The organism is Sphingomonas adhaesiva (assembly GCF_036946125.1).
Lineage (GTDB): Bacteria > Pseudomonadota > Alphaproteobacteria > Sphingomonadales > Sphingomonadaceae > Sphingomonas > Sphingomonas adhaesiva_A.
Genome location: NZ_JAQIJT010000002.1, coordinates 1,710,453 through 1,731,990 on the forward strand (window position 1 = coordinate 1,710,453; position 21,538 = coordinate 1,731,990).

Genomic DNA, 21,538 nt, shown 5'->3' on the forward strand with positions numbered 1-21,538 from the left:
TCCGCACGTCAGCTGCGCGCGCGGTCGTGCGCGGCGTCGAGCTCGGCGAGGACCGCGTCCTGGTCGCGTGCCGCGACCGCCATCAGGTGATCGCGGACCTGTCCGCTGGCCGCCGCCACGTCGCGCGCGATCGCGTCGCGCTGGCCCGCGCACCAGCCGGGACGGCTGCCCGATACCGGCGCATCGGCGCTGATCCGTCGCGTGACGACATGGCCGGCGGCATGGCGTGCCTCGCGGTGGATGTCGACCGCGGCGTTCCAGCGGCAGCGCAGCGTCGTCGGGCGACCCGGCGCACCGGCTGCGCCGACCTGTTCGTGGCGGATATCGACCGAATGGCGGTACGTGACGTCGACGCGCTGGCCGCGATGGTCCAGCCGGACCTGATGGGTGTCGCTCGCACCCGCGGCGCCGAGCAGCAGTCCGGCAGCGATGATGAGGCTCATATCGTTTCTCCTTGCGTCGCCCCGGACCATCCTGCCCGGTGGCCATCCCGACATATGAACGGGTTAACGCGTGACAACGCTCCTTCCGGCAGCGCAACAATTCATTACGTTGGCGCGATCCGTCGGCCGCGCTAGGCTCGCGACATGCCCTTCCGTCACGCGCTCGCCGCCGCCGCCCTGCTGCTGTCCACCGCTGCCGTCTCGCCACCGGAAGAGCGGATGCGCGCCGCCGTCGCCGCGGGCACCGCGCGCGACGAAGCCTTGCTGGAGAAGCTGGTGCTCCAGAATTCGGGCACGCTCAATCTGCCCGGCGTGACGAAGGTCGGAGCGATGATGCGCGACGCGCTCGCCCCGCTCGGCTTCGACGTGCGCTGGGTCGACATGGCGGCGACCGGGCGCGCGGGGCATATCGTCGCCACCCACAAGGGCGACGGGCGCGGCAAGCGGATCCTTCTGATCGGGCACCTCGACACGGTGTTCGAACCCGACAGCCGCTACACCGGCTTCCGTCGCGAGGGGCAGCGCGCCTATGGCCCCGGGGTCGGCGACGACAAGGGCGGGCTGGTCGTGATCGTCGCCGCGTTGCGCGCGATGCAGGCCGCGGGCACGCTGGGGAAGACGGACATCATGGTCGTGCTGACCGGGGACGAGGAACGCTCGGGCAAGCCGCTGTCGCTCGCGCGCCGCGACCTGATCGATGCGGGAAAATGGGCCGATGTCGCGCTGGAATATGAGGGGCTGGCGCAGGACGACGGGCGCGACTTCGGCACGGTCGCGCGCCGCGGCGCGACCGACTGGGAACTCGTCGCCACCGGCACGCCGGGCCATTCGGGCGGCGTGTTCGGCGAGGCGCTGGGCTACGGCGCCAATTACGAGATGGCGCGCATCATCGACGCGTTCCGCCGCGACCTGCCCGAGACGAACCTGACCTACAACGTCGGCGTCATGGCGGGCGGGACCCCCGCGGCGTTCGACGCGGATGGCTTTCGCGCGACGGCGTCGGGCAAGACGAACATCGTCGCGGAGCGGGCGGTCGCGCGCGGCGACCTGCGCGGGCTGACCCCGGAGCAGGTCGCGCGGGTGCGCGCGAAGATGGAGGCGATCGTCGCGCAGCATCTGCCGAAGACCGGCGCCACGATCACCTTCAACGACGGCTATCCGCCGATGGCGCCCACCGCGGGCAATCGCGCGCTGCTGGCGCAGCTGAACGCGGTCAACCGCGACCTCGCGTTGCCCGAAATGCCCGAATACGACCCCGCCAAGCGCGGCGCGGCGGATTCCAGCTTCGTCGCGGCGGACGCGGACACGATGGGCGGCATGGGTGCGGCGGGCGGCGGCGCGCATGCCGACGGCGAGTGGCTCGACCTCGCCAGCATCCCGCGCCAGGCGCTGCGCAGCGCGCTGCTGATCTCCCGCCTGTCGGCCCAGAAACGCACCGACGCGGGCCGATAGCGCCCCGCCTACGTCAGCCGTTCCACCTTCCGCGCGGCGTTCACCGTGTATCTTTTACCATCTCACGCGGTCAGCACCATCTTCAGCGCCCCGTTCTCGCGGCGGTCGAACAGCGCATAGGCCTCCGCTCCCTGCGACAGGTCCATGCGGTGGCTGATGTAGCGTTCCGGGCGCAGCCGCCCCGACTGGATCAGCGGGATCAGCGCGGGCCATTCCTCCGGCACCGAACAGGTGCCGGTGCGGAACGTCAGGCCCGCCGCGAACGCGCGCTCCAGCGGGAAGGGAAAGCGCCGCGACTGCTGCACCCCGATCACCGACACCGTGCCCCGCCGCCCCACCAGCCGCAGCGCCAGGTCGACGGTCGCGTCCGCGCCCACCGCCTCGATCACGCAGGGCAGCTTCCGTCCGCCGGTCGCCTCGCGGATCGTCTCCAGCGCCGCCTCGGGATGGAGCGCCACCGCGCCGACCGCCTCCGCCAGCGCGCGCCGCTCGGGCACCGGGTCGATCGCATAGACCACCCCGGCCCCCATCACGAACGCGCTTTCGACCGCCATCAGCCCGATCGGCCCCAGCCCGATCACCGCCACGTCCGTGCCCGGACGGATGTCGGCGTTGCGTGCGCCGAACCACGCGGTCGCCATCGCGTCGGTCATCATCAGCGCCTGCTCGGTCGAGATGCCTTCCGGGATCAGCCAGGCGTTGCTGTCCGCCGCGGGCACGCGGAACGCCTCCGCCTGAACGCCCTGCAACGCCGCCGACAGGCCGTAGCAGCCGCCCGCATCGTTCGCGCAGTGGATGACGTCGCCCGCCAGGCACGACCGGCAGGCGCCGCAGCCGACCGCGGCGGGCACCATCACCTTGTCGCCCACCTTCAGCTGGCGCACGCCGCGGCCGATCTCCACCACCTCGCCCACCGCCTCATGCCCGACGCAGAAGCCGACATCTTCCGAAAAGCCGTGGCCGTGATAGATGTGCAGGTCGCTGCCGCAGATCGAGCAGGCGTCCATCCTGACGATCGCATCGCCCGCACCGAGCGGCGTGGGATCGTCCATCGCGTCGTAACGGATGTCGCGTTCGCCGAAGTAGCGCAGCGCCTTCATGGCCGATCCTCCCGCTCGTTAAGTCGTTCGCTTTGTCGCGGGACGCCGGGGGCGCGTCAACGCCTTGCGGGCGGGCGCGGATTCGCCGATGCTGGACGGCCATGAGCGCCCTTCCTCCCCCGGCCGCCGCCACGCGCGGCGGCACCACCCGCCACGAATTGAAGCGCGCCGCGCGTCGCCTGTTCGCCGAGCGCGGCATCGCGGCGGTGGGCATGCGCGAGGTGGTGGAGGCCGCCGGCCAACGCAACGCCGCTGCGGTCCATTACTATTTCGGCAGCAAGGACGACCTGCTGCGCGAGCTGCTGATCGACGGCGCGGACCAGATCGACGCCGGGCGTGCCACGCTGATCGACTCCGCCGAAAGCAAGGGCGCGGCGATGACGCTGCGCGACCTGGTCAGCGCCACGATCCTGCCGGGGCTGGAGCTGAGCGCGGCGACGGGCGAATCGGAGACCTATTTCCGCTTCATCGTCAACGTGCAGAACGAGCGCCGCGAGCTGTTCCGCGCCACGGTGCCCGAACATTCCGAAAGCTATCGCCGCTACATGGACCACGTCCACCGGCTGCTCGCCCCGCTACCGGCCGCGCTGGTGAAGCAGCGGATCCTGTTCGCCGGCCTCACCGCGCAGACCCTGCTCGCCGCGCGGGAGGCGGCGCTCGACCGCTCCGACACCGGCGACCATCATTTCTGGAGCCGCCCGGAGGCGCTGGCCGGCATGATCGACGCGGTCGAGGCGATCCTGGCCAGCCCGCCGCGTGGCTGATCCCATGGACTTCGGACCCGCGCTCCCGACCATCGTCGAGGCGATCCATGCCTCGGTCAGCCCCGTGTTCATGCTGACGGGCATCGGCGCGTTGCTCAACGTGCTGGCAGGCCGGCTGTCGCGCGTGGTCGACCGCGCGCGCGACCGCGAGGCGCTGCACGCGGCGATGGCGCCGGACCAGCGCGCGCAGATCGTGTGGGAATTGCGGCTGCTGTCGCGGCGCATGTCGATCATCAACGTCGCGCTGTTCCTGGCGGTCGCCAGCGCGGTCGCGACCTGTATCGTCGTCGCGCTGCTCTTCATCGGCGGGCTGACGCAGATCCGGGTGGGTCAGCCGATCGCGATCGGGTTCATCGCCGCCACGACGCTGCTGATCGCGGCCTTCACCGGCTTCCTGTTCGAGGTGCGCCTGTCGATCCGCGCGATCCGCATCCGCGACGAACTGCTGCGCTGAGCGTGTTCCGGCGCATGCCGGAACCCGGGGCCCCGCAGGACGACGCGCGTATGCGCGCGGAACCCTGGGCTCCTGCCTGCGCAGGAGCATTTGTTACAACACGAACCGGCTCAGGTCCGAATTGCGCGCGATCCCCGACAGCTGCTGCTCGACATAGGCCGCATCGACCACCAGCGCCTGCCCCTGCCGGTCCTCCGCGTCGAAGCTGACCTCCTCCAGCAGCTTCTCCATCACCGTCTGCAAGCGGCGCGCGCCGATGTTCTCGATCTCGCCGTTCACCTCCGCCGCGATCCTGGCCACCGCACGGATGCCGTCCTCGGTGAAGCTGACATCGACGCCCTCGGTCGCGATCAGCGCCTTGTACTGCGCGGGCAGCGACGCCTTCGTATCGCTCAGGATCGCGACGAAATCGTCCTCCGTCAGCCCCTTGAGCTCGACCCGGATCGGCAGGCGCCCCTGCAGCTCAGGCAGCAGGTCGCTCGGCTTGGCGACATGGAACGCGCCCGACGCGATGAACAGGATGTGGTCGGTCTTCATCGGCCCGTATTTGGTCGCGACCGTCGTCCCCTCGATCAGCGGCAGGAGATCGCGCTGCACGCCCTCGCGGCTGACCGATCCGCCGCGCACGTCGCTGACCGCGATCTTGTCGATCTCGTCCAGGAAGACGATGCCATTGGCCTCCGCATCGGCCAGCGCGATGCGGCTCACCTCGTCCTGGTCGAGCCTCTTGTCCGCCTCTTCCTCGACCAGCTTTTCCCAGGCCGACGGGACCAGCAGCTTGCGACGCTGCTTGGGCCCGCCGCCGAACGCCTTGCCCATCATCTCGGAGATGTTGATCATCCCCACGGACCCGCCGCCGGGCAGGTCGAAGGGCATCTGCGGCGCCTGTTGCAGCTCCAGCTCGACCTCCTTGTCGGCCAGATGCCCTTCGTGGAAGCGCTGGCGGAAGCTGTCGCGCGTCGCCTGGCTGGCATCCTTGCCGACCAGCGCGTCGAGCAGGCGGTCCATCGCCGCGGCCTCCGCCTTGTCCTTCACCGCGGCGCGGCGGCGCTCCTTCTCCAGCCGCACCGCTTCCTCGACCAGGTCGCGCGCGATCTGCTCCACGTCGCGCCCGACATAGCCGACCTCGGTGAACTTGGTCGCCTCCACCTTCACGAACGGCGCATCGGCCAGCTTCGCCAGGCGGCGGCTGATCTCGGTCTTTCCGCAGCCGGTCGGCCCGATCATCAGGATGTTCTTGGGCGTCACCTCGTCGCGCAGCTCGCCAGACAGCTTCTGCCGCCGCCAGCGGTTGCGCAGCGCCACGGCGACCGCGCGCTTGGCGTCCCGCTGCCCGATGATGTGCGCGTCTAGTGCGGCGACGATCGCCTTGGGGGTAAGATTGTCGTTCATCGTCTCTTCTTCCCCCCTCCCGGGAAGGGAGGGGAATGATTCAGGAGGCGCTATCCAGCGTCTCCACGGTCAGCCGGTCGTTGGTGTACACGCACACGTCCGCCGCGATCCCCATCGCCTTGCGGCAGATCGTCTCGGCATCCTGTTCGTAGTCGACCAGCGCGCGCGCCGCGGCGAGCGCGTAATTGCCGCCCGATCCGATCGCGGCGACTCCGGCCTCCGGCTCCAGCACGTCGCCGTTGCCGGTCAGGATCAGCGTCGTCTCCCTGTCGGCGACGATCATCATCGCCTCCAGGTTGCGCAGATACTTGTCCGTGCGCCAGTCCTTGGCCAGCTCGACCGCGGCGCGCATCAGATGCCCGCCATGCCGCTCCAGCTTCGCCTCCAGCCGCTCGAACAGCGTGAAGGCGTCCGCGGTCGCGCCCGCGAAGCCGCCGATCACCTTGCCCTCCGCGCCCAGCCGGCGCACCTTCTTCGCATTGGGCTTCATGACGGTCTGGCCCATGGAGACCTGGCCGTCGCCGACGACGACCACCCTGCCGCCGCGTCGTACCGAAAGGATGGTGGTGCCATGCCAGACCGGCATGGCATGTGGATCGTTATTCCCGCTCATGGCGCGCGATATGGGGCGTCCCCCCGTGGTCCGGCAAGCCCGTCCCATGACGCGCCGCACCCGATGCAAACTTCCCGATGCAGGTGATGGAACTCTTCACCCTTCCCGGTCATAGGGAAGGTCGGAGAGTGAGTGGCGTGCGATGATTACCGACAAGGACCGTCTGTATTTCCAGTTCCGCGCCGAGGCGGAGCTGAAGCTGGCCGCCGAGGCCGAGGATCCCGCGGTCTGCCGCGCCCATTACGAGATGGCGACGCAATATCTCGATGCCGCGCACGGGGCCGGAATGCGCATGCCCCCCGATCCCCAGCGGTTGATGCGGCGCGGGTAAGCAGGACGACCCGTCCCCCGGTGTTCGCGGGCCCCTTGCGAAAGGCGTCACCGTGCTCCTGCGCAGGCAGGAGCCCAGGGCCAGGCAGAACAACGCCTTTCGGGACGTGCAACTCTGGGCTCCTGCCTGCGCAGGAGCACAGCGTGGACGCGGTGCTGTTGCACCCGTTTCGCAAAGGTCCCGCCTCCGCCGGGGAACGGTGTCGGTCAACTACCGCGCCTTCGCCTTCCCCCATTCACGCGCGACCGTATACCCCAGATACCCCGTCCCGAAGAGCGCGTAGAGCGGCTCCGGTATTCCCGCCAGATACGCGTTCATCCCGCGCCCGATCGCCAGCGCCATCTCCGGCTGGACCGCCGCGATCAGCCCCATCGGGATACTCCACAACAGCAGCGCATACATGACGTAGAGGAAGCTCGGCCGTGCCCGGCTGGTCCAGGGATCGGCCGATCCGGCTTCCGCCAGCACCGCCGCCATCTGCGTGCGGACGCGCTCCATCTCCTGCGTTCCCTCCAGCCGCAGCAGCTCCAGCTTCGCCGCCTCGCGCGCCTTGGGGTCGGGGATGATCTTGTCGAGCAGCCCCGCGATCGGCCCGACGATGCCATCGATCAATGCCATGGTCCCGCCCCTCCTCAACCGATCCGCCCGGCAAGCCAGCCGTACAGGAACGCCTCGTTCGCCGGGCGCTGCTCGGCGAGCGTCAGATAGCGTTCGCCCTGAAGCGCCTCGACCGCCTTCAGCAGCACCTCCTCCGCCGCCTCGCCCCGAGTCGCCAGGAAGCGGTCGAGCGCGCGCAGCGTCTGCGGCCCGATCCGCCCGTCCAGCACGACGTCGGCATAGTCGCGCGCGCCCCGGTTCAGCGCATTGAGCGCACGTTGCAGGAACCCGGCCGCGACCGCCGGCCCCATGTTGACGCCGGTGTCGAACAGCTCCGCCGCCAGCGCCGGCGCGCGCTCCGCCACCTGGTCCCATCCCGGCCGCGTCCAATAGATGCGGCGGTAGATCGCCACCGCCGCCGGCCGCGCGAACAGCCGCATGTCGCCGTGATAGCCATTCGCGCGCGCCACCGCCTCGGTGATGCCGAACCGGGTCGCGCCCCCGCGGTCGGCCGGGTGGTTCACATAGCCGCCCTCGCGGTCGATCACCGCGTCGATCAGATCCTCGATCATGTTCCCTCCATTGCTCGAACGGGAACATAGGCAGAACATCAGCGTGTAGGACAGCGCTCCCGAACGATTTCGCATCCCACCCGCGCATCGGGGTAGATGTCGGGCTTGGCCGAGCGGACGCGCACGCGCCGGACCCGCGCATCGGCGAGGCACAAGGCCGCGACCGCCTCCACCAGCGTCTCCTGCAACGCGAATCCCCGCGCGGCGAGCGCCAGTATCCCCTCGCGGATCGCGTCGTAGTCGAGCACCTCGTCAATCGAGTCGGCGGACGGCGGATGCGCATAGTCGACCGTCATCCACACCGACACGAGCACGCGTTGCGGCGTCGCCTCGTGCGGGTGGATGCCCAGCCGCATCGCCACCGACAGATCGGTCAGGATGATCGTATAGTCAGCCATCGTCACGCCCATCGAACATCACGTCGCGATCGCTCTTCACGAAGCGCTGCCCGCAATCGACGAACAGATTCTGCCCCGTCATGCTCCGCGCCTCCAGCAGATAGACGACCGCCTGCGCCACCGCCTCGGCCCCGACGGGTCGCTCCAGCAGGTTCATGCTGGCGGTCCGGGCGAATTCCGCATCGCTCTGATCGCCGCTCGGCAGCGTCAGCCCCGGCGACACCGCATTCACCCGCACGCGCGGCGCGAACGCCTGTGCCATCAGCACCGTCGCCGTCTCCAGCGCCGCCTTGCTGAGCGTGTAGGAGAAGAAGTCCGGGTTGGGGTTCGCCAGTTTCTGGTCCAGCAGGTTCACCACCGCACCCGCCCCGCCCCGCGCCGCCGATGACGCCGCCAATGCCGCCGTCAGCAGCGCCGGGGCGACCGCGTTGACCGCGTGGAGCCGCGCCGCCAGCGCCGGATCGATCGCGCCCGGCCGGTCGTATTCGAACAGCGAGGCGCTGTTGACCAGCCCGTCGACCGCCCCGCCCCGAACGGCCGCGTCGAACAGCGTGCGGACCGCCGCCGCATCGCCCAGCTCGCCCTGCACCACCGTGCCGCCGACCTCGCGCGCCAGCGCCTCCGCCGCCGCGCGCGATCGGCCGTAGTGGATCACCGGCTCGTACCCCGCCGCCGCGACCGCGCGCACGATCGCCGCGCCCAGCCGCTTCGCGCCCCCCGTCACCAGCACGCGCATCCCGCGCTACCCCCTGCTTCCCAGCCCCATCAGCGACAGCACCTCCTTGCGGCTGCGCTCGTCGTCGCGGAACACGCCCATCATGCGGCTGGTCACCATGCCGACGCCCGGCGTGCGCACGCCGCGTGCGGTCATGCACGCGTGGCTCGCCTCGATCACCACCGCGACGCCCTGCGGCTTCAGCCCGTGCCAGATGCAGTCGGCCACCTCCGCGGTCAGCCGTTCCTGCACCTGCAACCGCCGCGCATAGGCGTGGAGCACGCGCGCCAGCTTCGAGATGCCGACGACATGGTTCTGCGGCAGATAGGCGATGTGCGCCTTGCCGATGATCGGCGCCATGTGATGCTCGCAATGCGACTGGAACGGAATGTCCTTCAGCAGCACGATCTCGTCATAGCCGCCCACTTCCTCGAACACGCGCGCGAGGTGATGCGCCGGATCGTCCGCATAACCCGCGCAATATTCGCGCCATGCGCGCGCCACCCGCTTCGGCGTGTCGAGCAGGCCCTCGCGACTCGGATCGTCGCCGGCCCAGCGGATCAGCGTGCGCACCGCCTCCGCCACGTCGTCGGGCACCGCCACCTTGCCATCGTCCGCCACCAGATCGCCGTCCGCGGGCGCATGTCCCATCAATTCGCTCATCTTGTTCTCATCCCGTGACCCTGCCGCAACGCAGCATGACCGATGTTCGATTCCGAAAGCGGTGCAATTGTGCCACTCCGCGCGGCCACCGCACAAATCCTGCGTAAAACCGTTTGACGAACGAAATTTTCGGTCGCTACCTTCCATACCGCATCATCAAACGCCGACAGACCGACGACAGATCGGATGCGGCTTCCGGAGGGGATGTCCATGAAGAAGTTCGACCTGCTGTGCGCGTCCGCCATCGGTCTGCTGGCGGCCGCGCCCGCCGCCGCTCAGACCGGAGCCACCACCAGCGCGCAGAACAGCGCGCCGACCAACGGCCCCGGGCAGGAGGTATCGAGCAATCAGTCCTCTGGCTATGCCCCCGACATCGTCGTCACCGCGCAGCGGCAGTCGCAGCGCCTGCAGGACGTGCCGATCGCGGTCACGGCGTTCACCGCGGACAACCTCGAGAAGCAGCAGGTCGTCAACTCTCTGGCGCTGCAACAGACCCTGCCCAACACCACGTTCACGCGCGGCAATTTCGGCGGCAACACCTTTACGATCCGCGGTGTCGGCGATCTGTGCGTCGGCGTGACCTGCGATTCCGCGACCGGCATCCACATCAACGATCAGCCGCTACTGGGCAGCCGCATCCTCGACTTCGAATTCTTCGATCTGGAGCGGATCGAGGTGCTGCGCGGACCGCAGGGCACGCTGTTCGGTCGCAATGCGACATCCGGCGTCGTCAACCTGATAACCGCCAAGCCCGACCTTTCAGGCATACGTGCGGCAGGCGAGTTCGAATACGGCAATTATGACAGCAAGCGCGTACGCGGCATGATCAACGTCCCGCTGACCGAGACGATCGGCGTCCGTGTTGCAGGCACCTATCTCAACCGCGACGGCTTCACCCGCAACACGTACACCGGGCGCCGCATCGACGGTCGCGACATGTACTCGCTGCGCGGCACCCTGTCATGGGAGCCCAGCCCGGACACGCGCATCGACCTCATCGCGAACTACAGCAAGGAAAACGACAACCGCTCGCGCATTCAAAAGCAGCTCTGCAATCGTGATTCCAGCGGCATATTGGGTTGCTCGCCCGACCGACTCGGCTTCGACACGGTAAACGGCAATGCCACCCTCGCCAGCACATTGGGCTCGCGCGAAGGTATCGGGCTTCTCACCGCACTGTCGGTGGTCCCCGCCGCGACCGCGGGCGGCCTGCCGGCCGCTCTGGCGCCTCAGCTGGTCGCTTATGCTCAAAATTTCGGGCTGGGCAGCATTTATGACACCAACGACGCGTTCAGCCGCTCGGTCGTGTCACCCAATGTGCGAGAGGTGTCGCTCGACTACGAGCCCTTCTACCGGGTCGAGGAGCAGATCTATACCGCCAAGCTGTTCCATGATTTCGGGCCGATGTCGGTCAGCCTGACCGCGGGGTATTTGCGCAACACGTTCGACTCGGGCGTCGATTACAATCTGGCCGTGCGCAATCCGATCGCCACCAACACAGGCCTTGCCTTCCTGGCACTCAATGCGGCGCGGCCCGGCAATCCCTACGCCGCGATCGCTCGCGCATTGATCCCCAATGGTCCGACCGGCGGCATCTGCCAATCGGCATTCGACGGGCCGACCGGCGTCGGCGTCTATGGCGGCAACACGGTGACCTGTTCCGCTCAGGGCGTCGACGCGGATCGCCAGACCGGCAACTCCCGGCAATATACGATCGAAGGCCACATCGACTCCAAGTTCGACGGACCGTTCAACTTCCTGCTGGGCGGCATCTACGTCAACAACAAGGTCCGCGATGTCGACTATTATGTCGGCAATTTCGAGGCATTCGACTATACGCTTGGCGGCATCGTCACCAACCTGGTGCCCGGTTTCCTCAATTTCGCAACCGGCGCTCCGGCGGCCACGACGACCTTCCAGGCAACGCCCTATTTCCGCAGCAACAGCGCGCTGTTCCGGCTGCGGTCGTACGGCGTTTTCGGTGAAGCGTACTTCGAACCCTCCGACAAGTTGAAGCTGACGGTCGGCCTTCGTTACAACAACGACAAGAAGTATGTCTCCGCTCGAACCACCACGGACAATGTGGCTGTCCCGATCGGCACCACCAATGCCACTTCTGCGCTGGATCGGTTCGACTTCGATGGCGTCACACCGGGGCAGCAGCCGTTCCAGATCGGAGAAGTTGCCTTCCAGCGCCTGACCGGCCGCGCGGTCATCGATTACAAGATCACGCCGGACAACCTTCTCTACGCATCCTATTCGCGAGGCTACAAGTCTGGCGGCGTCAACCCTCCGATCACGCCAGGCCTGGGAGTCGGACAGTTCTTTGCTCCGGAGAATGTCGACGCGATCGAGGTTGGATCGAAGAACACCTTCGGCAACGGCCAGTTTCGCTTCAATCTGACGGCATTCTACTACAAGTATAAAAATCTACAGCTGACGCGCATCGTCAATCGCACATCGGTCAACGATAATATCAACGCCAACATATATGGCGTCGAAGCCGAAGCGATCATCAGCCCCACGCCCGCCTTCGTCGTCAACGCCAACTTCAGCTACTCGCGCTCGAAGGTTGCCGGCGACCAATTCATCGTGAATCCACGCGACGTGTCGGGAGGCCGATCCGACGCGGTCATCATCAAGGATCTTCAAGCGCGAAATTGCGCCGTGATTCCGACCACCGCCGGACAATCGGCAGTGTCCAACGGCTTCGTCAACGGCGCCAACGCCGCGCTCAACGCCCAATTCCCCACCCTGGGCCTGCGCGGCACGGTGCCGGTGCCCGGCACCAACACAACCGGCGCATTCAGCAGTTGCGACTATCTGGCCGCCGTCGCCGCAGCAACCGGAGCGCCGGTCAGCGTGCTTCAAGGCGGCGTCGCGGTCAATCTACGCGACAACCAACTGCCCAACACCCCGACGTACAAGGCGTCGATCGGCGCGCAATATACGATCGATCTGGGCAATTTCACGCTCGTCCCACGCGCCGACCTCAACTATACCGGCAATTATTTCGGCACGATCTTCAACAAATCGCCGATCGACCGGATCCCGGGGTATGAGGTGGTGAACGCGCAGGTTCAGCTCAACGCACCGGATGACCGCTTCTACGTCCGCGCATTCGTGACGAACCTCACCAACAACAATGCGATCACCGGCATGTACGTGACGGATCAGTCTTCGGGCTTGTTCACCAACGTCTTCACCGTCGATCCGCGCCGCTACGGCATCGCCGCCGGCTTCAAGTTCTGATCGGACGAGGCAACCATTCGCCGCTCCATCCGCTTGATCGCACACGATCATTCGCGAAGGAGCGGCGACATGGCGAGCAATCTGAAGAAGGGCGACGAGGTCACGTGGAAGTCGCATGGCGGCACCGCGCACGGCACGGTCGAGAAGAAGCTGACGAGCGATACCACGATCAAGGGGCACAAGGTGCGTGCGTCGAGCGACGATCCGCAGTATCTGGTAGAGAGTGACAACGGCGGAAAGGCGGCGCACAAGCGCGAGGCGCTCAAGAAGGCGTGATTCCGCGAGGAGCCGGCCCGTCGGTCGGCGCAACAGGAAGGAATGCAATGGCTACCAAGACCAAGGCCGACGCGGCTGCCCCCAAGAAGGCGAAGGCCGATGCGGCCGCTGCGCCCAAGACCGGCGGCATCCACGCCCCCGTGCAGCCCTCGGCCGAACTGGGTGCGGTCGTCGGCAACGAGAAGCTGCCGCGCAGCCAGGTCATCAGCAAGGTGTGGGAATACATCAAGTCCAACAACCTGCAGAACCCGGAAAACAAGCGCGAAATCCTCGCCGACGACAAGCTGAAGAAGGTCTTCGGCAAGGACAAGGTGACGATGTTCGAGATGAACAAGTACATCTCGCAGCACGTCAAGGCCTGACCCTCATTCGCCGATCCGCCTCGCGACCTTGGCGGGCGCGGCGGATCGGCCGTCCGACGGCGCGCGCCCGACCGCGCGCGCCGCTCCCGCCGTGTGGCCAGCACGTTTCCGGCGGCGATTGATTCGCGCGTTCGGAGCCGTTACGCCCGCGCCGCGTGCCCCCGTAGCTCAGCAGGATAGAGCGACGGTTTCCTAAACCGCAGGTCGTGAGTTCGAATCTCGCCGGGGGCACCAGCTCTACCGCGGTTTTTGGCCAATTCTTCATCGTTAGAACGCGCAGAGCGCGCAACGAACCCCGGTTCGTGTCGGCACAGTTTGTTCGTGCGCCGTTCGGGCCTGCGCGCCCCCGTGATCCGCTGATCTGATCCTCACAGCCATTTCGCACGCCCAGCGGCGGCCGGCCCCGATTCGGTCGGCGCCTTCGTGCGCCCATCGACTTCCCGGCCGGGAGCCGACACGATGTCGCATACCCTCGACGCCAGCGCCGCCAGCGCGCCAGCTCGTCAATGGCTTCACCGCCCGCCTCACCGACCGCACCGGCCGCGGCCCCGACCGTAAGGTCCGTCGCCACAGAATCGACGTCGACGATCGTCGCGCGCAGGTCTTCCGCCGGATCGGTGACGGCACCGTCGCCGAACCGCGCCGACGCCGCTGCGCGGCACCACTTCACCGAGGCCCGCCGCCGCCGCCGCGATCCGGACGGACCCCGGCGCGACTCGCTTCGATGGCGACGTCAGGATCGCCGACGGCGTGCTGAATCGGTTCGTGGCGGACGCGCCGACGCTGATCGCGACGCCCGGCGGCCAAGCAGCACCCCGGCGCCGAGGACGAGCCCGGCCAGCGCGAGCGCCGCGACCGGCGGCACGCGCCGCCGTTGCGTCGTCGCGGGCGTCGGCACCGCCTCCCCCGGGGCATCGTAGCGCGACAGGTCCGGCTCCCCCGCATCGCCGCCGCCACCGAACACCCTTCCCGCGGTCTTCCTGATCGCGGGACGGCTCGCGGCAGCCATCACCGCGTGGAGGATGCGGATGCCGGTGCGGCTGTGCGGATTGGCGAGGCGCGAGGCGAAACGGGGCACGCCCTGCGCCTGCCCGACCATCGGCCGCATCGCCTGTTCGTAGGCGCCGAGGGCATCGAGCGGATCGGCGGCAAGCGCCAGTTCGCCCGCCAGCACCCGCGCGCCGGTCACCGCCAGCGTGGTGCCGACCCCGCCGATCGGCGTCACGCACCAGGCGGCGTCGCCGCACAGCACCACCCGGCCGGCGGACCAGCGCGGCATCCGGATCTGGCGCAGCACGTCCAGGTAGAAGTCGGGGGTCGTCGCCATGCCCTCGATCACGCGCGGCGCCTGCCAGCCGGCGTCGGCGAAGGTCGCGCGCAGCCACGCCTTCTGCCGCTCGGTCGGCCAGTCCTGCTCGCCCTCGGGCGGCTTCTGCACGCTCAGCATCGCGCGCGTCGTGCCGTGCCGGTCCGGCCGCAGCGACACGCTGCGCCCGCCCGGCGCATGATACCAGCGCCACAGCCGGTCGTCGTCGGCGCGGCGCGGGATGGTGAAATAGGCGATCGTCAGGTCCATCGGGCGCGGCCGGTTCTCGCCCGGGAACACCAGCGCGCGAGTCGCCGATCCCACGCCCTCCGCGACGATCACCAGATCGTAATCCTCGGTCGTGCCCCCGGCAAAGGTCACCGTCGCGGTGTCGACGGTCTGCCCGACCGCGACGACATGGTCGCCGAACCGATATCGCGCATGATCGCGCGCGCCGTCGAACAGCAGCTGCGCGAGGTCGCCGCGCAGGATCTCCATCTCCGCGGTCGGCCCATCCGCGCCGATCTCGTCGGTCAGGAACTGCGCCGCGACGCGCCCGTCTTCCTCGACCCAGGCGGTCCCCTCCTCCCCGGTGCCCAGCGCCAGCGCGGCTTGCTCCAGCCCCATGCACCGCAGCACCGCACGCCCGACGCCGCGCACGTCGACATTCTGCCCGCCGTAGCGGAACGCCGGCGCGCGCTCGACGACGGTGACGTCGAAGCCCGCGCGCCCCAGCCACCAGGCGCAGGTGTTGCCGGCGACGCTGGCGCCGGTGACCAGGACCCTCATCGACACGCGCGGACCTCCCTATTGCCTGCACAACGCCGCAGGCGCGGAAAGTTACCGCGTCACGTCCCCCGGCGCGCGAGGCCGATGTGCCGGGACCGCGACGGCGCGATGGGCGCCTCGTCCCGCGGTCAGGTCGCGCCGGTATCGGAGACCGTCACGACGACGCCGCCGACGCGCCATCCCGGATCCAGACCAGCGACTGCGGAGAATCGCGCCGGGTCGCCGCTTCCGCGGTCTGCTGCGCCACCACGGCGGTTCCCGGCGCGTAATCGACCGACACATCCCCGGTCGGCAGCTCGGCAAGCGGCCGCCCGGTGCGGTTCATGCGCGCGTAATTGGGGATGGCGGTCAGGCGCGAACCGTCGTTCCATTCGCCCACGATCGTCATCACGCCGCCCAGCAGATCGCCGCGCCACGCCGGCGACAGCCCGGCCGCGCCGATTGCGAGGTCGATGCGCGGCTGGTCGGCACGCTCGACATTGTAGACCAGCGGGCCGTAGCGCAGCGCCACCTTGCCGCGGGTCGCCTCGATCCGCTCGTCCCCGGTCACGCGCTGCACGCGCAACGGAAGCTCCAGCTCGACGCGGTCGCCCGCACGCCATTCGCGCGTGATGACGGCATAGCCTCGCTCGATCCGGGGGGTGACGGGGGTGCCGTTGACCGACAGGCTGACGAGCCCCGAGACGGCCGGTTCCGACTGGTAGAGCGCGCTCGTCTTCCGGTCGGGCACGCGCAGGCGCAGCGCGAAGCGGCGGCTCTGCTTCGGGTTGACGGTGATCGCCACCTTGCCATGCCAGGGATAGTCGGTTTCCTGCACCATCTCGACCGGGGTGCCCGCGACGTCGCCGACGTTGATCGTGCTGCCGACGAACATGTTGACGTACAGCCCGTCGTCGGACTTGGCATAGGCCCAGGTCGGCAGCATCAGCAGCGTGCGCGGGATGTTGCCGACGCAGCACGGGCAGACGTGCCACTTCGCCCGCTCGGTATCGATCAGCGGGTTGGTGTAGGTGAAAGATCGCCCCGCCAGATCGGTCGCGCCCAGGAGCGCGTTGTACATCGTCTCCTCGTACAGGTCGGCGTAGCTGGCGTCGTGATAGGCCAGGTTCATCTTGTACTGGAAGAAGATCAGCCCGCAGCTGGAACAACTCTCGCAATAGGCGTCGTTGCGCAGCGCGTAATCGACGCCGAACCCTTCGGAGGTGTCGCCGCTGCCCACCCCGCCGGTGACGTAATATTTGCGGTTCACCATATTGTCCCAGAGCGACAGCACGGCGCTCTGATAGTCCCGGTCCGCGGTCTCGGCGGCGATGTCCGCCATGCCGGAATAGAAATAGACCGCGCGCACGGCATGGCCCACCGCTTCATATTGCTGCTCGGGCGGGAGGTGGCTCTGGTCATACTCCGACCCGCCCTCGCGCGAATCGAGCAGGAAACGCGCGAGCCGGACATAGGCGTCGCCGCGCCCGCCGCCCTCGGTGTCGTTGACGAAGCGACCGAAGCGGACCAGCGCCTGCTCCATCTCCTGGTGCCCGTCGAACCACGCCTTCTTCCCCGGCCCGATGTTCGCGACCCAGCAGTCGGCGAGCTTCTTGGCCGCGTCGTAGAGCCGGAGGTCGCGACCGCCGGTCAGCGTATGGTGGTTGATCGCGGATTCGATGAAATAGCCGGCGACATAGCCCTCATGGTCGCCGCGATGCTCGGGCGACCACCGCTCGGCCCAGTTCTGCCGGCCCGCGAGCGTATAGGCGGTCTGCATGTACCCGTCGGGTTCCTGCGCGGCGAGGATGATCGGGATCCAGCGTTCGAGCGAGCGCCGCATATGATCCTGCGCCGCGACGATCTCGCGATCGCCCTGCGGATCGACCATCAGCGCGATGCACATCGATTCCACCGTCTGATGGACCCAGGCGTTGGAGAAGACATAGCCCTTGTGCTCGCCGTGCGGCTCCCCGCGCAGCGCCTTGGCGGCCTCGACGAAATTGTCGAGCCCGCCCTGCCCCGCCGTCAGGTCGGTCCGCTCGCAATAGGCGATGCAATGCGGGATCCAGTTGACGATCAGCGACTTGGCGCGGTCGCGCCACAGCGGGCTGCTGATCGAATAGGGGGTCGTATAGACCACGTCGAGGCGGCGCGGCGGCGGCGGCGCCTTCGCGCGCACCGCCACCAGCGAGCGCGCGGCCTTCCCCTGGCCGGCGGCGGCGAGTTGCAGGACATAGTCGCCCGGCGCGGTGACCGAGGCGCGCGTGACGAGCGCGCCGGCATCCTCGAAGCTGACCTGCCCCGGCCCGCTGACCTTGGTCCAGCGCACCATGTCGCTCGCGCTCGCGCTCAGCCGCTTGACCTTGCCCGACAGATAGGTCCGCCCACCCGCGACCACCGACCGATCGACACCGGCGGCGACGATCGGGGCGAAGGGCGGCACCGGCCCCGAACTCCACACCCGCCATTGCAGCAGACCCGCCGACCTGCCGCCGTCGCCCTCGAATTCGAGCCTCAGGCGCTGCGTCGTCACCGGACGGAAGCCGACGCGGTTGAATCGGTCGACCGAGGTGCCGAGACGATTCGCGCCCTTCACCGGCATGAAACGCGCGCCGTCCCAGTACACCAGCCGCGCCGATCGCGGCGCCGCGATGCCGCGCCCGTCCGACCACCAATAGACGTCGGCCGCCCCGATCGTCACCGGCCGGTCCCATGCATATTCCACCGCCTGCGGATCGGTCCGCGGCCAGGTGCCGTATGCGCCCCCCGACGCATCGCCGGAATGGGCGGGCTCGGCGCCGGAATTGAGCGCGGCGAAGCTGGTGTCCCCCGACACATACGCGCCGCTGGGCGTGGCGACGGTGGCGAGGTTCACAGGTCTCGTGGCGTCCGCGGGAAGCGCGACTGCCTGGTCCGCGATCGACACCGCCGCCGCCCCCAGCGCGACCTTGATCGCGCCACGTCGCGACGTTCCGGTCGCCGGCTCACCTGCCGCATGTCGATGACTGCACGTCATTCACCACTCCCGCCCTTATAGCCAATAGTCATATGGTATACGATTTTCCGGTAAGTGCAAAGTGACATCGTGCCTCCGGACGGTATCAGCCGCCGTCGGCCACTTTCCATCCCGTATCAGCAACGGTTCGACTTGACGGATATACGTCCGCTTCGTGACTTTTCAGTAGCTTGACGCCAGTCCGGGCCTCACGACCACCGTCGTTGCGCCCGACCTGGCTTGCCAGCGTATCTATCCTCCGACAGTATACGAAAATAACATATGGGTCGGGAGAGTTTTATGCAGCGCATGTTGATCGGCGGTGTCGGCCTCGTCGGAGCGGTTGGGGCGTCGGCGCTGACACTCCTGTCCCGGGATGCCGGCGGCGGTGCCGTGCGACGCGGGGATTCGGTCCAGGTCGTTCCCGCCGCAGCGCCGCAGGTCGAAACGTCGGGAATGACGTCAGGGTCGAACGACGCAGCCGCCACTTCATGCGTGTCGGGAAGCTGGGTCGCCGCTCCCGGCAAGCTTCCCGTCGCCCGCGAAACGGCACACATCGCGCTGCGGTGGTCGGGCGGCACGGTATCCGCAGCGCAATCCGACAAGGCGGCGGCGCTGTTCGAGCATCTGTACGACGTCTACGTCAACCAGGTCGGCTTCATCGCGCCGAGCTGCCAGTCCACGACGAAGTACAAGGTCAACGTGTACTTCTACCCCAACATCGGGCCGACCGGCAGCCTGGACGAACACGGCAATCCGTCGCTGTTCATCAGCCCGTCGGCACTGGACGATCTCAAGACGACGGCGCACGAGCTGGCGCACGCGTTCCAGGGAGGATCGGGCGGCTTGCGGGACTCGCCGTATATCGGCTGGTTCTGGGAGAGCCATGCCGAGTTCATGACGGCGCAGGTGCCGGAGCTTCGCTCGACGTTCACGGGCTGTTCGTTGAACTCCGTGCTTTACCCGCATTTCTACTACGGCTACACCCCGAACCGCTACTGCAACTGGCAGTTCATCGAATATCTCAAGGACCGCTACGGCTATGCCGCGGTCAACGACCTGTGGAGCAAGTCGCCGCGGGTCGGCACGGCCGGATACAACCAGGTCGACATCCTGTCCGTCCTGATGAAGAACATGGGCTGGACGCTGGCGCAGCTCAACACCTTCTTCGGCGAATGGGCGATGCACAACGTCAATTGGGACTATACCAACCCGGACGGCAGCGATCAGGGTGCGATGCTCCGCGCGGCCTATGGGTCGAACGGCGACAATGCGAGCTACAAGCGCCTGCGCACCGCGACGCTCGATCCCGTCAACCTGGGCGCGCGGACCTTCTCGATCCCCGAGCGGCAGGCGCCGCAACGGCTCGGCTACAACCTGGTCCGGCTGTACCCGGATGCGGGCGCGACCAGCATCACCGTCGCCTTCAAGGGCGTCCGGCAGACGAGCCCCGCCACCTCGAGCTTCCCGGGCCTCGCCAACGAACCGCCGTCGGTGGACCAGCCGAACCCCGGCTGGCGCTGGGGGGTGGTCGCGGTCGGCAGCGACGGCCGCTCGCGCTACAGTGCGGTGAACGCCAGCAGCAACGGCAGCGTCAGCTTCCCCGTCCGCTCCGGCGACAAGTCCGTGTGGCTGGTGGTGGTCGGCGCACCGACGCAGCTCCAGAAGTTCGTCTGGGACCAGGCCTATTACTCGCTCTACCGCTACCCCTGGATGGTGAAGCTGACCAACGCGATGCCGTCCGGCTACCAGCCCAACGCGCCGACCCCGGTGCCGGGCGGGCACAAGCATTCCAACGGCGGCGGCTGGGTCGCGGCCGGTGCCAACGTCGCCGCCTCCGCCTATGTCGGCCCCTATGCCAGGGTTCTCGGCGGCACCGTGTCGGGCAATGCGCGGATCGAGGATCATGCGATCGTCGCCAGCGGCACGGTGCGGGATCGCGCCGTGGTGGGCGCGTTGTCGCTGATCGACGAGGATTCCACGATCGCCGACGACGCCCAGGTCCGCACCGTGTTCGAGGGTATCCGTGCGTCCAACGTCACCGGAACGGCGAAGAACCTGGGCGACACCAATTACTACGGCTATTCGATGAACGCCGGCACCCAATACGGCCCGTACGAAAATCCGTCGCAGCTGACCGATCCGGCCCGCGGCGCGAACCGCACCACGGCGGTTCCCGAGGTGACGGCGGCACCCGCCTACGTCTGGTAAACGGGGCCGGCGGGAGGCGGCGCCGCGCCGCCTCCCGCCGGCGATGAACGAGGCGATGGGCGAGGCAGGAGGATGGGCGGCGATGGCGATCGCCGGGGCGGCACGGGCCGGGCCGCGTGCCGCGACGCCGCCGATGGGGCGGAACCCCTACAACGCCTTCGACCTCGATTACGGTGAGGGCGAGATGATGGCGCAGGCCGGGCTGCTCGTCAGCCTCGGCCTCGCCGATCTCGGCTATCATCGGCGACCGCGCGGTGATCGCGGTCAATCAGGACCCGGCCGGCAACCAGGGCGTGATCGTCTCGCGCGACGGCGCCGGCGAGGTCCTGTTCAAGGCGCTGACCGGATCGGGACGCAAGGCGGTCGCGTTCGGCAATCGCGGGCGCCGGCGCCTGGATCTGTCGGCGCGGGTGGCGGACCTCGGCCTGTTCCCTCACCGCGCGCCTGACCGCGTGCGAACTGTGGAGCGGCGGCGTCAGCCGGCCCGCCGACGTGCCCGCCAGTTTCGAGGTCGCCGACACGGGATACAAGTCGCCCGAGCGGATGGTGGTGCGCCAATGAGTATTGGCGCCGATCGGCTTCCTGCCCCTCGGCGAGCCGCTGATGCTGGACGGCAGGAAGGACCACGCCGGGATCGGCGTCGCGGCAGGGACGCGGGTCGGCATCCGGCTGGCCGGACGATACGACCGCATGACGCTCGATCCCCGCACGCCGGGCTCGCAGACCGGGCGGTACGCGATGGTAGGCGACGGCAAGGTCCTGCGACGGGGGATCGCCGCGACGGCGGCGCGGCGGGTGACGATCGACGTACGCGGGGTCCAATGCATCGAACTGGTCGCTCCGCCCGCGACCAGGGAGCTGACCACGATCG

General features: G+C 68.3%; 20 protein-coding genes and 1 tRNA gene. 9 read left to right on the plus strand and 12 right to left on the minus strand.

The features are described 5' to 3' along the window. Nucleotides 1–8: 8 nt before the first annotated feature. Entirely contained in the window at nt 9–443 is a 435-nt protein-coding gene (locus tag PGN23_RS14390; RefSeq protein WP_335303668.1) for a hypothetical protein, read from the minus strand. 144 nt (nt 444–587) lie between these two features. Here PGN23_RS14390 and PGN23_RS14395 point away from each other — a divergent pair, with 144 nt between their 5' ends. Then, a complete protein-coding gene (locus tag PGN23_RS14395) occupies nt 588–1,895 on the plus strand; it encodes a M20/M25/M40 family metallo-hydrolase (RefSeq protein WP_335303669.1) in 1,308 nt (435 codons plus the stop codon). A gap of 62 nt (nt 1,896–1,957) precedes the next feature. Here PGN23_RS14395 and PGN23_RS14400 read toward each other — a convergent pair whose 3' ends face one another. Next, the gene (locus PGN23_RS14400) at nt 1,958–2,995 is read right to left on the minus strand and encodes an alcohol dehydrogenase family protein (protein WP_335303671.1); all 1,038 of its coding nucleotides are present in this window, start codon (nt 2,993–2,995) and stop codon (nt 1,958–1,960) included. Between the two features lie 101 nt (nt 2,996–3,096). Between PGN23_RS14400 and PGN23_RS14405 the strand changes: the two genes are divergently transcribed. Both PGN23_RS14405 and PGN23_RS14410 read left to right on the plus strand, forming a co-directional pair. Then, nucleotides 3,097–3,759: a TetR/AcrR family transcriptional regulator gene (locus tag PGN23_RS14405; protein WP_335303672.1), complete on the plus strand. Its 663-nt coding sequence runs from the start codon at nt 3,097–3,099 to the stop codon at nt 3,757–3,759. A 4-nt stretch (nt 3,760–3,763) separates the two neighbouring features. Next, nucleotides 3,764–4,213, plus strand: coding sequence for a DUF2721 domain-containing protein (locus PGN23_RS14410; RefSeq protein ID WP_335303673.1), 450 nt, complete (start codon nt 3,764–3,766; stop codon nt 4,211–4,213). 93 nt (nt 4,214–4,306) lie between these two features. Here the strand turns inward: PGN23_RS14410 and hslU are convergent, their stop codons facing one another. Together hslU and hslV are read right to left on the minus strand one after the other, a co-directional pair. Then, on the minus strand, nt 4,307–5,605 hold the full coding sequence (gene hslU / locus PGN23_RS14415; RefSeq protein ID WP_335303675.1) for an ATP-dependent protease ATPase subunit HslU: 1,299 nt from the start codon (nt 5,603–5,605) through the stop codon (nt 4,307–4,309). 40 nt (nt 5,606–5,645) lie between these two features. Further along, nucleotides 5,646–6,191, minus strand: a complete 546-nt coding sequence (gene hslV, locus PGN23_RS14420) for an ATP-dependent protease subunit HslV (protein ID WP_335303676.1) — start codon at nt 6,189–6,191, stop codon at nt 5,646–5,648. 169 nt (nt 6,192–6,360) lie between these two features. Here hslV and PGN23_RS14425 point away from each other — a divergent pair, with 169 nt between their 5' ends. Beyond that, a complete protein-coding gene (locus PGN23_RS14425; RefSeq protein WP_335303677.1) occupies nt 6,361–6,549 on the plus strand; it encodes a hypothetical protein in 189 nt (62 codons plus the stop codon). 210 nt (nt 6,550–6,759) lie between these two features. On the opposite strand, the gene PGN23_RS14430 is transcribed toward PGN23_RS14425, so the two are convergent. Genes PGN23_RS14430 through folE form a run of 5 tightly spaced genes read right to left on the minus strand, consistent with a single transcriptional unit; the run spans nt 6,760 to nt 9,494 of the window. Then, complete coding sequence (locus tag PGN23_RS14430; RefSeq protein WP_335303678.1) at nt 6,760–7,167, minus strand: holin family protein; 408 nt, start codon at nt 7,165–7,167, stop codon at nt 6,760–6,762. Nucleotides 7,168–7,181: 14 nt separating this feature from the next. After that, nucleotides 7,182–7,718, minus strand: coding sequence for a glycoside hydrolase family 108 protein (locus PGN23_RS14435; RefSeq protein ID WP_335303680.1), 537 nt, complete (start codon nt 7,716–7,718; stop codon nt 7,182–7,184). Between the two features lie 38 nt (nt 7,719–7,756). Beyond that, complete coding sequence (locus PGN23_RS14440; protein ID WP_335303681.1) at nt 7,757–8,116, minus strand: dihydroneopterin aldolase; 360 nt, start codon at nt 8,114–8,116, stop codon at nt 7,757–7,759. Further along, entirely contained in the window at nt 8,109–8,852 is a 744-nt protein-coding gene (locus PGN23_RS14445) for an SDR family oxidoreductase (RefSeq protein ID WP_335303682.1), read from the minus strand. Before PGN23_RS14445 ends, PGN23_RS14440 begins: the two co-directional genes overlap by 8 nt. A 6-nt stretch (nt 8,853–8,858) precedes the next feature. Beyond that, complete coding sequence (gene folE / locus PGN23_RS14450) at nt 8,859–9,494, minus strand: GTP cyclohydrolase I FolE (protein ID WP_335303684.1); 636 nt, start codon at nt 9,492–9,494, stop codon at nt 8,859–8,861. A gap of 210 nt (nt 9,495–9,704) precedes the next feature. Between folE and PGN23_RS14455 the strand changes: the two genes are divergently transcribed. The 4 genes from PGN23_RS14455 to PGN23_RS14470 all read left to right on the plus strand — a co-directional run bounded on the left by PGN23_RS14455 (nt 9,705) and on the right by PGN23_RS14470 (nt 13,618). Next, nucleotides 9,705–12,746: a TonB-dependent receptor gene (locus PGN23_RS14455; protein WP_335303685.1), complete on the plus strand. Its 3,042-nt coding sequence runs from the start codon at nt 9,705–9,707 to the stop codon at nt 12,744–12,746. Between the two features lie 69 nt (nt 12,747–12,815). Further along, nucleotides 12,816–13,022 carry a DUF2945 domain-containing protein gene (locus tag PGN23_RS14460; protein ID WP_335303686.1) on the plus strand — a complete coding sequence of 69 codons (207 nt, stop codon included), beginning with the start codon at nt 12,816–12,818 and terminating at the stop codon, nt 13,020–13,022. A gap of 47 nt (nt 13,023–13,069) precedes the next feature. Continuing rightward, entirely contained in the window at nt 13,070–13,384 is a 315-nt protein-coding gene (locus PGN23_RS14465; RefSeq protein WP_335303688.1) for an SWIB/MDM2 domain-containing protein, read from the plus strand. Between the two features lie 157 nt (nt 13,385–13,541). Beyond that, a tRNA-Arg gene (locus PGN23_RS14470) sits at nt 13,542–13,618 on the plus strand. A gap of 499 nt (nt 13,619–14,117) precedes the next feature. Here PGN23_RS14470 and PGN23_RS14475 read toward each other — a convergent pair. Further along, entirely contained in the window at nt 14,118–15,479 is a 1,362-nt protein-coding gene (locus tag PGN23_RS14475) for an FAD-dependent monooxygenase (protein ID WP_335304611.1), read from the minus strand. 154 nt (nt 15,480–15,633) lie between these two features. Then, nucleotides 15,634–18,477, minus strand: a complete 2,844-nt coding sequence (locus tag PGN23_RS14480; RefSeq protein WP_335303690.1) for a glycoside hydrolase family 127 protein — start codon at nt 18,475–18,477, stop codon at nt 15,634–15,636. Nucleotides 18,478–18,912: 435 nt separating this feature from the next. On the opposite strand from PGN23_RS14480, the gene PGN23_RS14485 reads away from it, so the two are divergent. Beyond that, on the plus strand, nt 18,913–20,667 hold the full coding sequence (locus PGN23_RS14485) for an Svx/AvrXca family virulence/avirulence protein (protein ID WP_335303692.1): 1,755 nt from the start codon (nt 18,913–18,915) through the stop codon (nt 20,665–20,667). Nucleotides 20,668–20,876: 209 nt separating this feature from the next. Here the strand turns inward: PGN23_RS14485 and PGN23_RS14490 are convergent, their stop codons facing one another. Beyond that, nucleotides 20,877–21,533, minus strand: a complete 657-nt coding sequence (locus PGN23_RS14490) for a hypothetical protein (protein WP_335303693.1) — start codon at nt 21,531–21,533, stop codon at nt 20,877–20,879. Between the last annotated feature and the right edge of the window lie 5 nt (nt 21,534–21,538).

Excerpts from the sequence above, each read along its gene's own strand:
- PGN23_RS14390 (WP_335303668.1), bottom strand. The coding sequence starts at position 443 with ATGAGCCTCATCATCGCTGCCGGACTGCTGCTCGGCGCCGCGGGTGCG.
- PGN23_RS14395 (WP_335303669.1), top strand. The coding sequence starts at position 588 with ATGCCCTTCCGTCACGCGCTCGCCGCCGCCGCCCTGCTGCTGTCCACC.
- PGN23_RS14400 (WP_335303671.1), bottom strand. The coding sequence starts at position 2,995 with ATGAAGGCGCTGCGCTACTTCGGCGAACGCGACATCCGTTACGACGCG.
- PGN23_RS14405 (WP_335303672.1), top strand. The coding sequence starts at position 3,097 with ATGAGCGCCCTTCCTCCCCCGGCCGCCGCCACGCGCGGCGGCACCACC.
- PGN23_RS14410 (WP_335303673.1), top strand. The coding sequence starts at position 3,764 with ATGGACTTCGGACCCGCGCTCCCGACCATCGTCGAGGCGATCCATGCC.
- hslU (WP_335303675.1), bottom strand. The coding sequence starts at position 5,605 with ATGAACGACAATCTTACCCCCAAGGCGATCGTCGCCGCACTAGACGCG.
- hslV (WP_335303676.1), bottom strand. The coding sequence starts at position 6,191 with ATGCCGGTCTGGCATGGCACCACCATCCTTTCGGTACGACGCGGCGGC.
- PGN23_RS14425 (WP_335303677.1), top strand. The coding sequence starts at position 6,361 with ATGATTACCGACAAGGACCGTCTGTATTTCCAGTTCCGCGCCGAGGCG.
- PGN23_RS14430 (WP_335303678.1), bottom strand. The coding sequence starts at position 7,167 with ATGGCATTGATCGATGGCATCGTCGGGCCGATCGCGGGGCTGCTCGAC.
- PGN23_RS14435 (WP_335303680.1), bottom strand. The coding sequence starts at position 7,718 with ATGATCGAGGATCTGATCGACGCGGTGATCGACCGCGAGGGCGGCTAT.
- PGN23_RS14440 (WP_335303681.1), bottom strand. The coding sequence starts at position 8,116 with ATGGCTGACTATACGATCATCCTGACCGATCTGTCGGTGGCGATGCGG.
- PGN23_RS14445 (WP_335303682.1), bottom strand. The coding sequence starts at position 8,852 with ATGCGCGTGCTGGTGACGGGGGGCGCGAAGCGGCTGGGCGCGGCGATC.
- folE (WP_335303684.1), bottom strand. The coding sequence starts at position 9,494 with ATGAGCGAATTGATGGGACATGCGCCCGCGGACGGCGATCTGGTGGCG.
- PGN23_RS14455 (WP_335303685.1), top strand. The coding sequence starts at position 9,705 with ATGAAGAAGTTCGACCTGCTGTGCGCGTCCGCCATCGGTCTGCTGGCG.
- PGN23_RS14460 (WP_335303686.1), top strand. The coding sequence starts at position 12,816 with ATGGCGAGCAATCTGAAGAAGGGCGACGAGGTCACGTGGAAGTCGCAT.
- PGN23_RS14465 (WP_335303688.1), top strand. The coding sequence starts at position 13,070 with ATGGCTACCAAGACCAAGGCCGACGCGGCTGCCCCCAAGAAGGCGAAG.
- PGN23_RS14475 (WP_335304611.1), bottom strand. The coding sequence starts at position 15,479 with ATGAGGGTCCTGGTCACCGGCGCCAGCGTCGCCGGCAACACCTGCGCC.
- PGN23_RS14480 (WP_335303690.1), bottom strand. The coding sequence starts at position 18,477 with ATGACGTGCAGTCATCGACATGCGGCAGGTGAGCCGGCGACCGGAACG.
- PGN23_RS14485 (WP_335303692.1), top strand. The coding sequence starts at position 18,913 with ATGACGTCAGGGTCGAACGACGCAGCCGCCACTTCATGCGTGTCGGGA.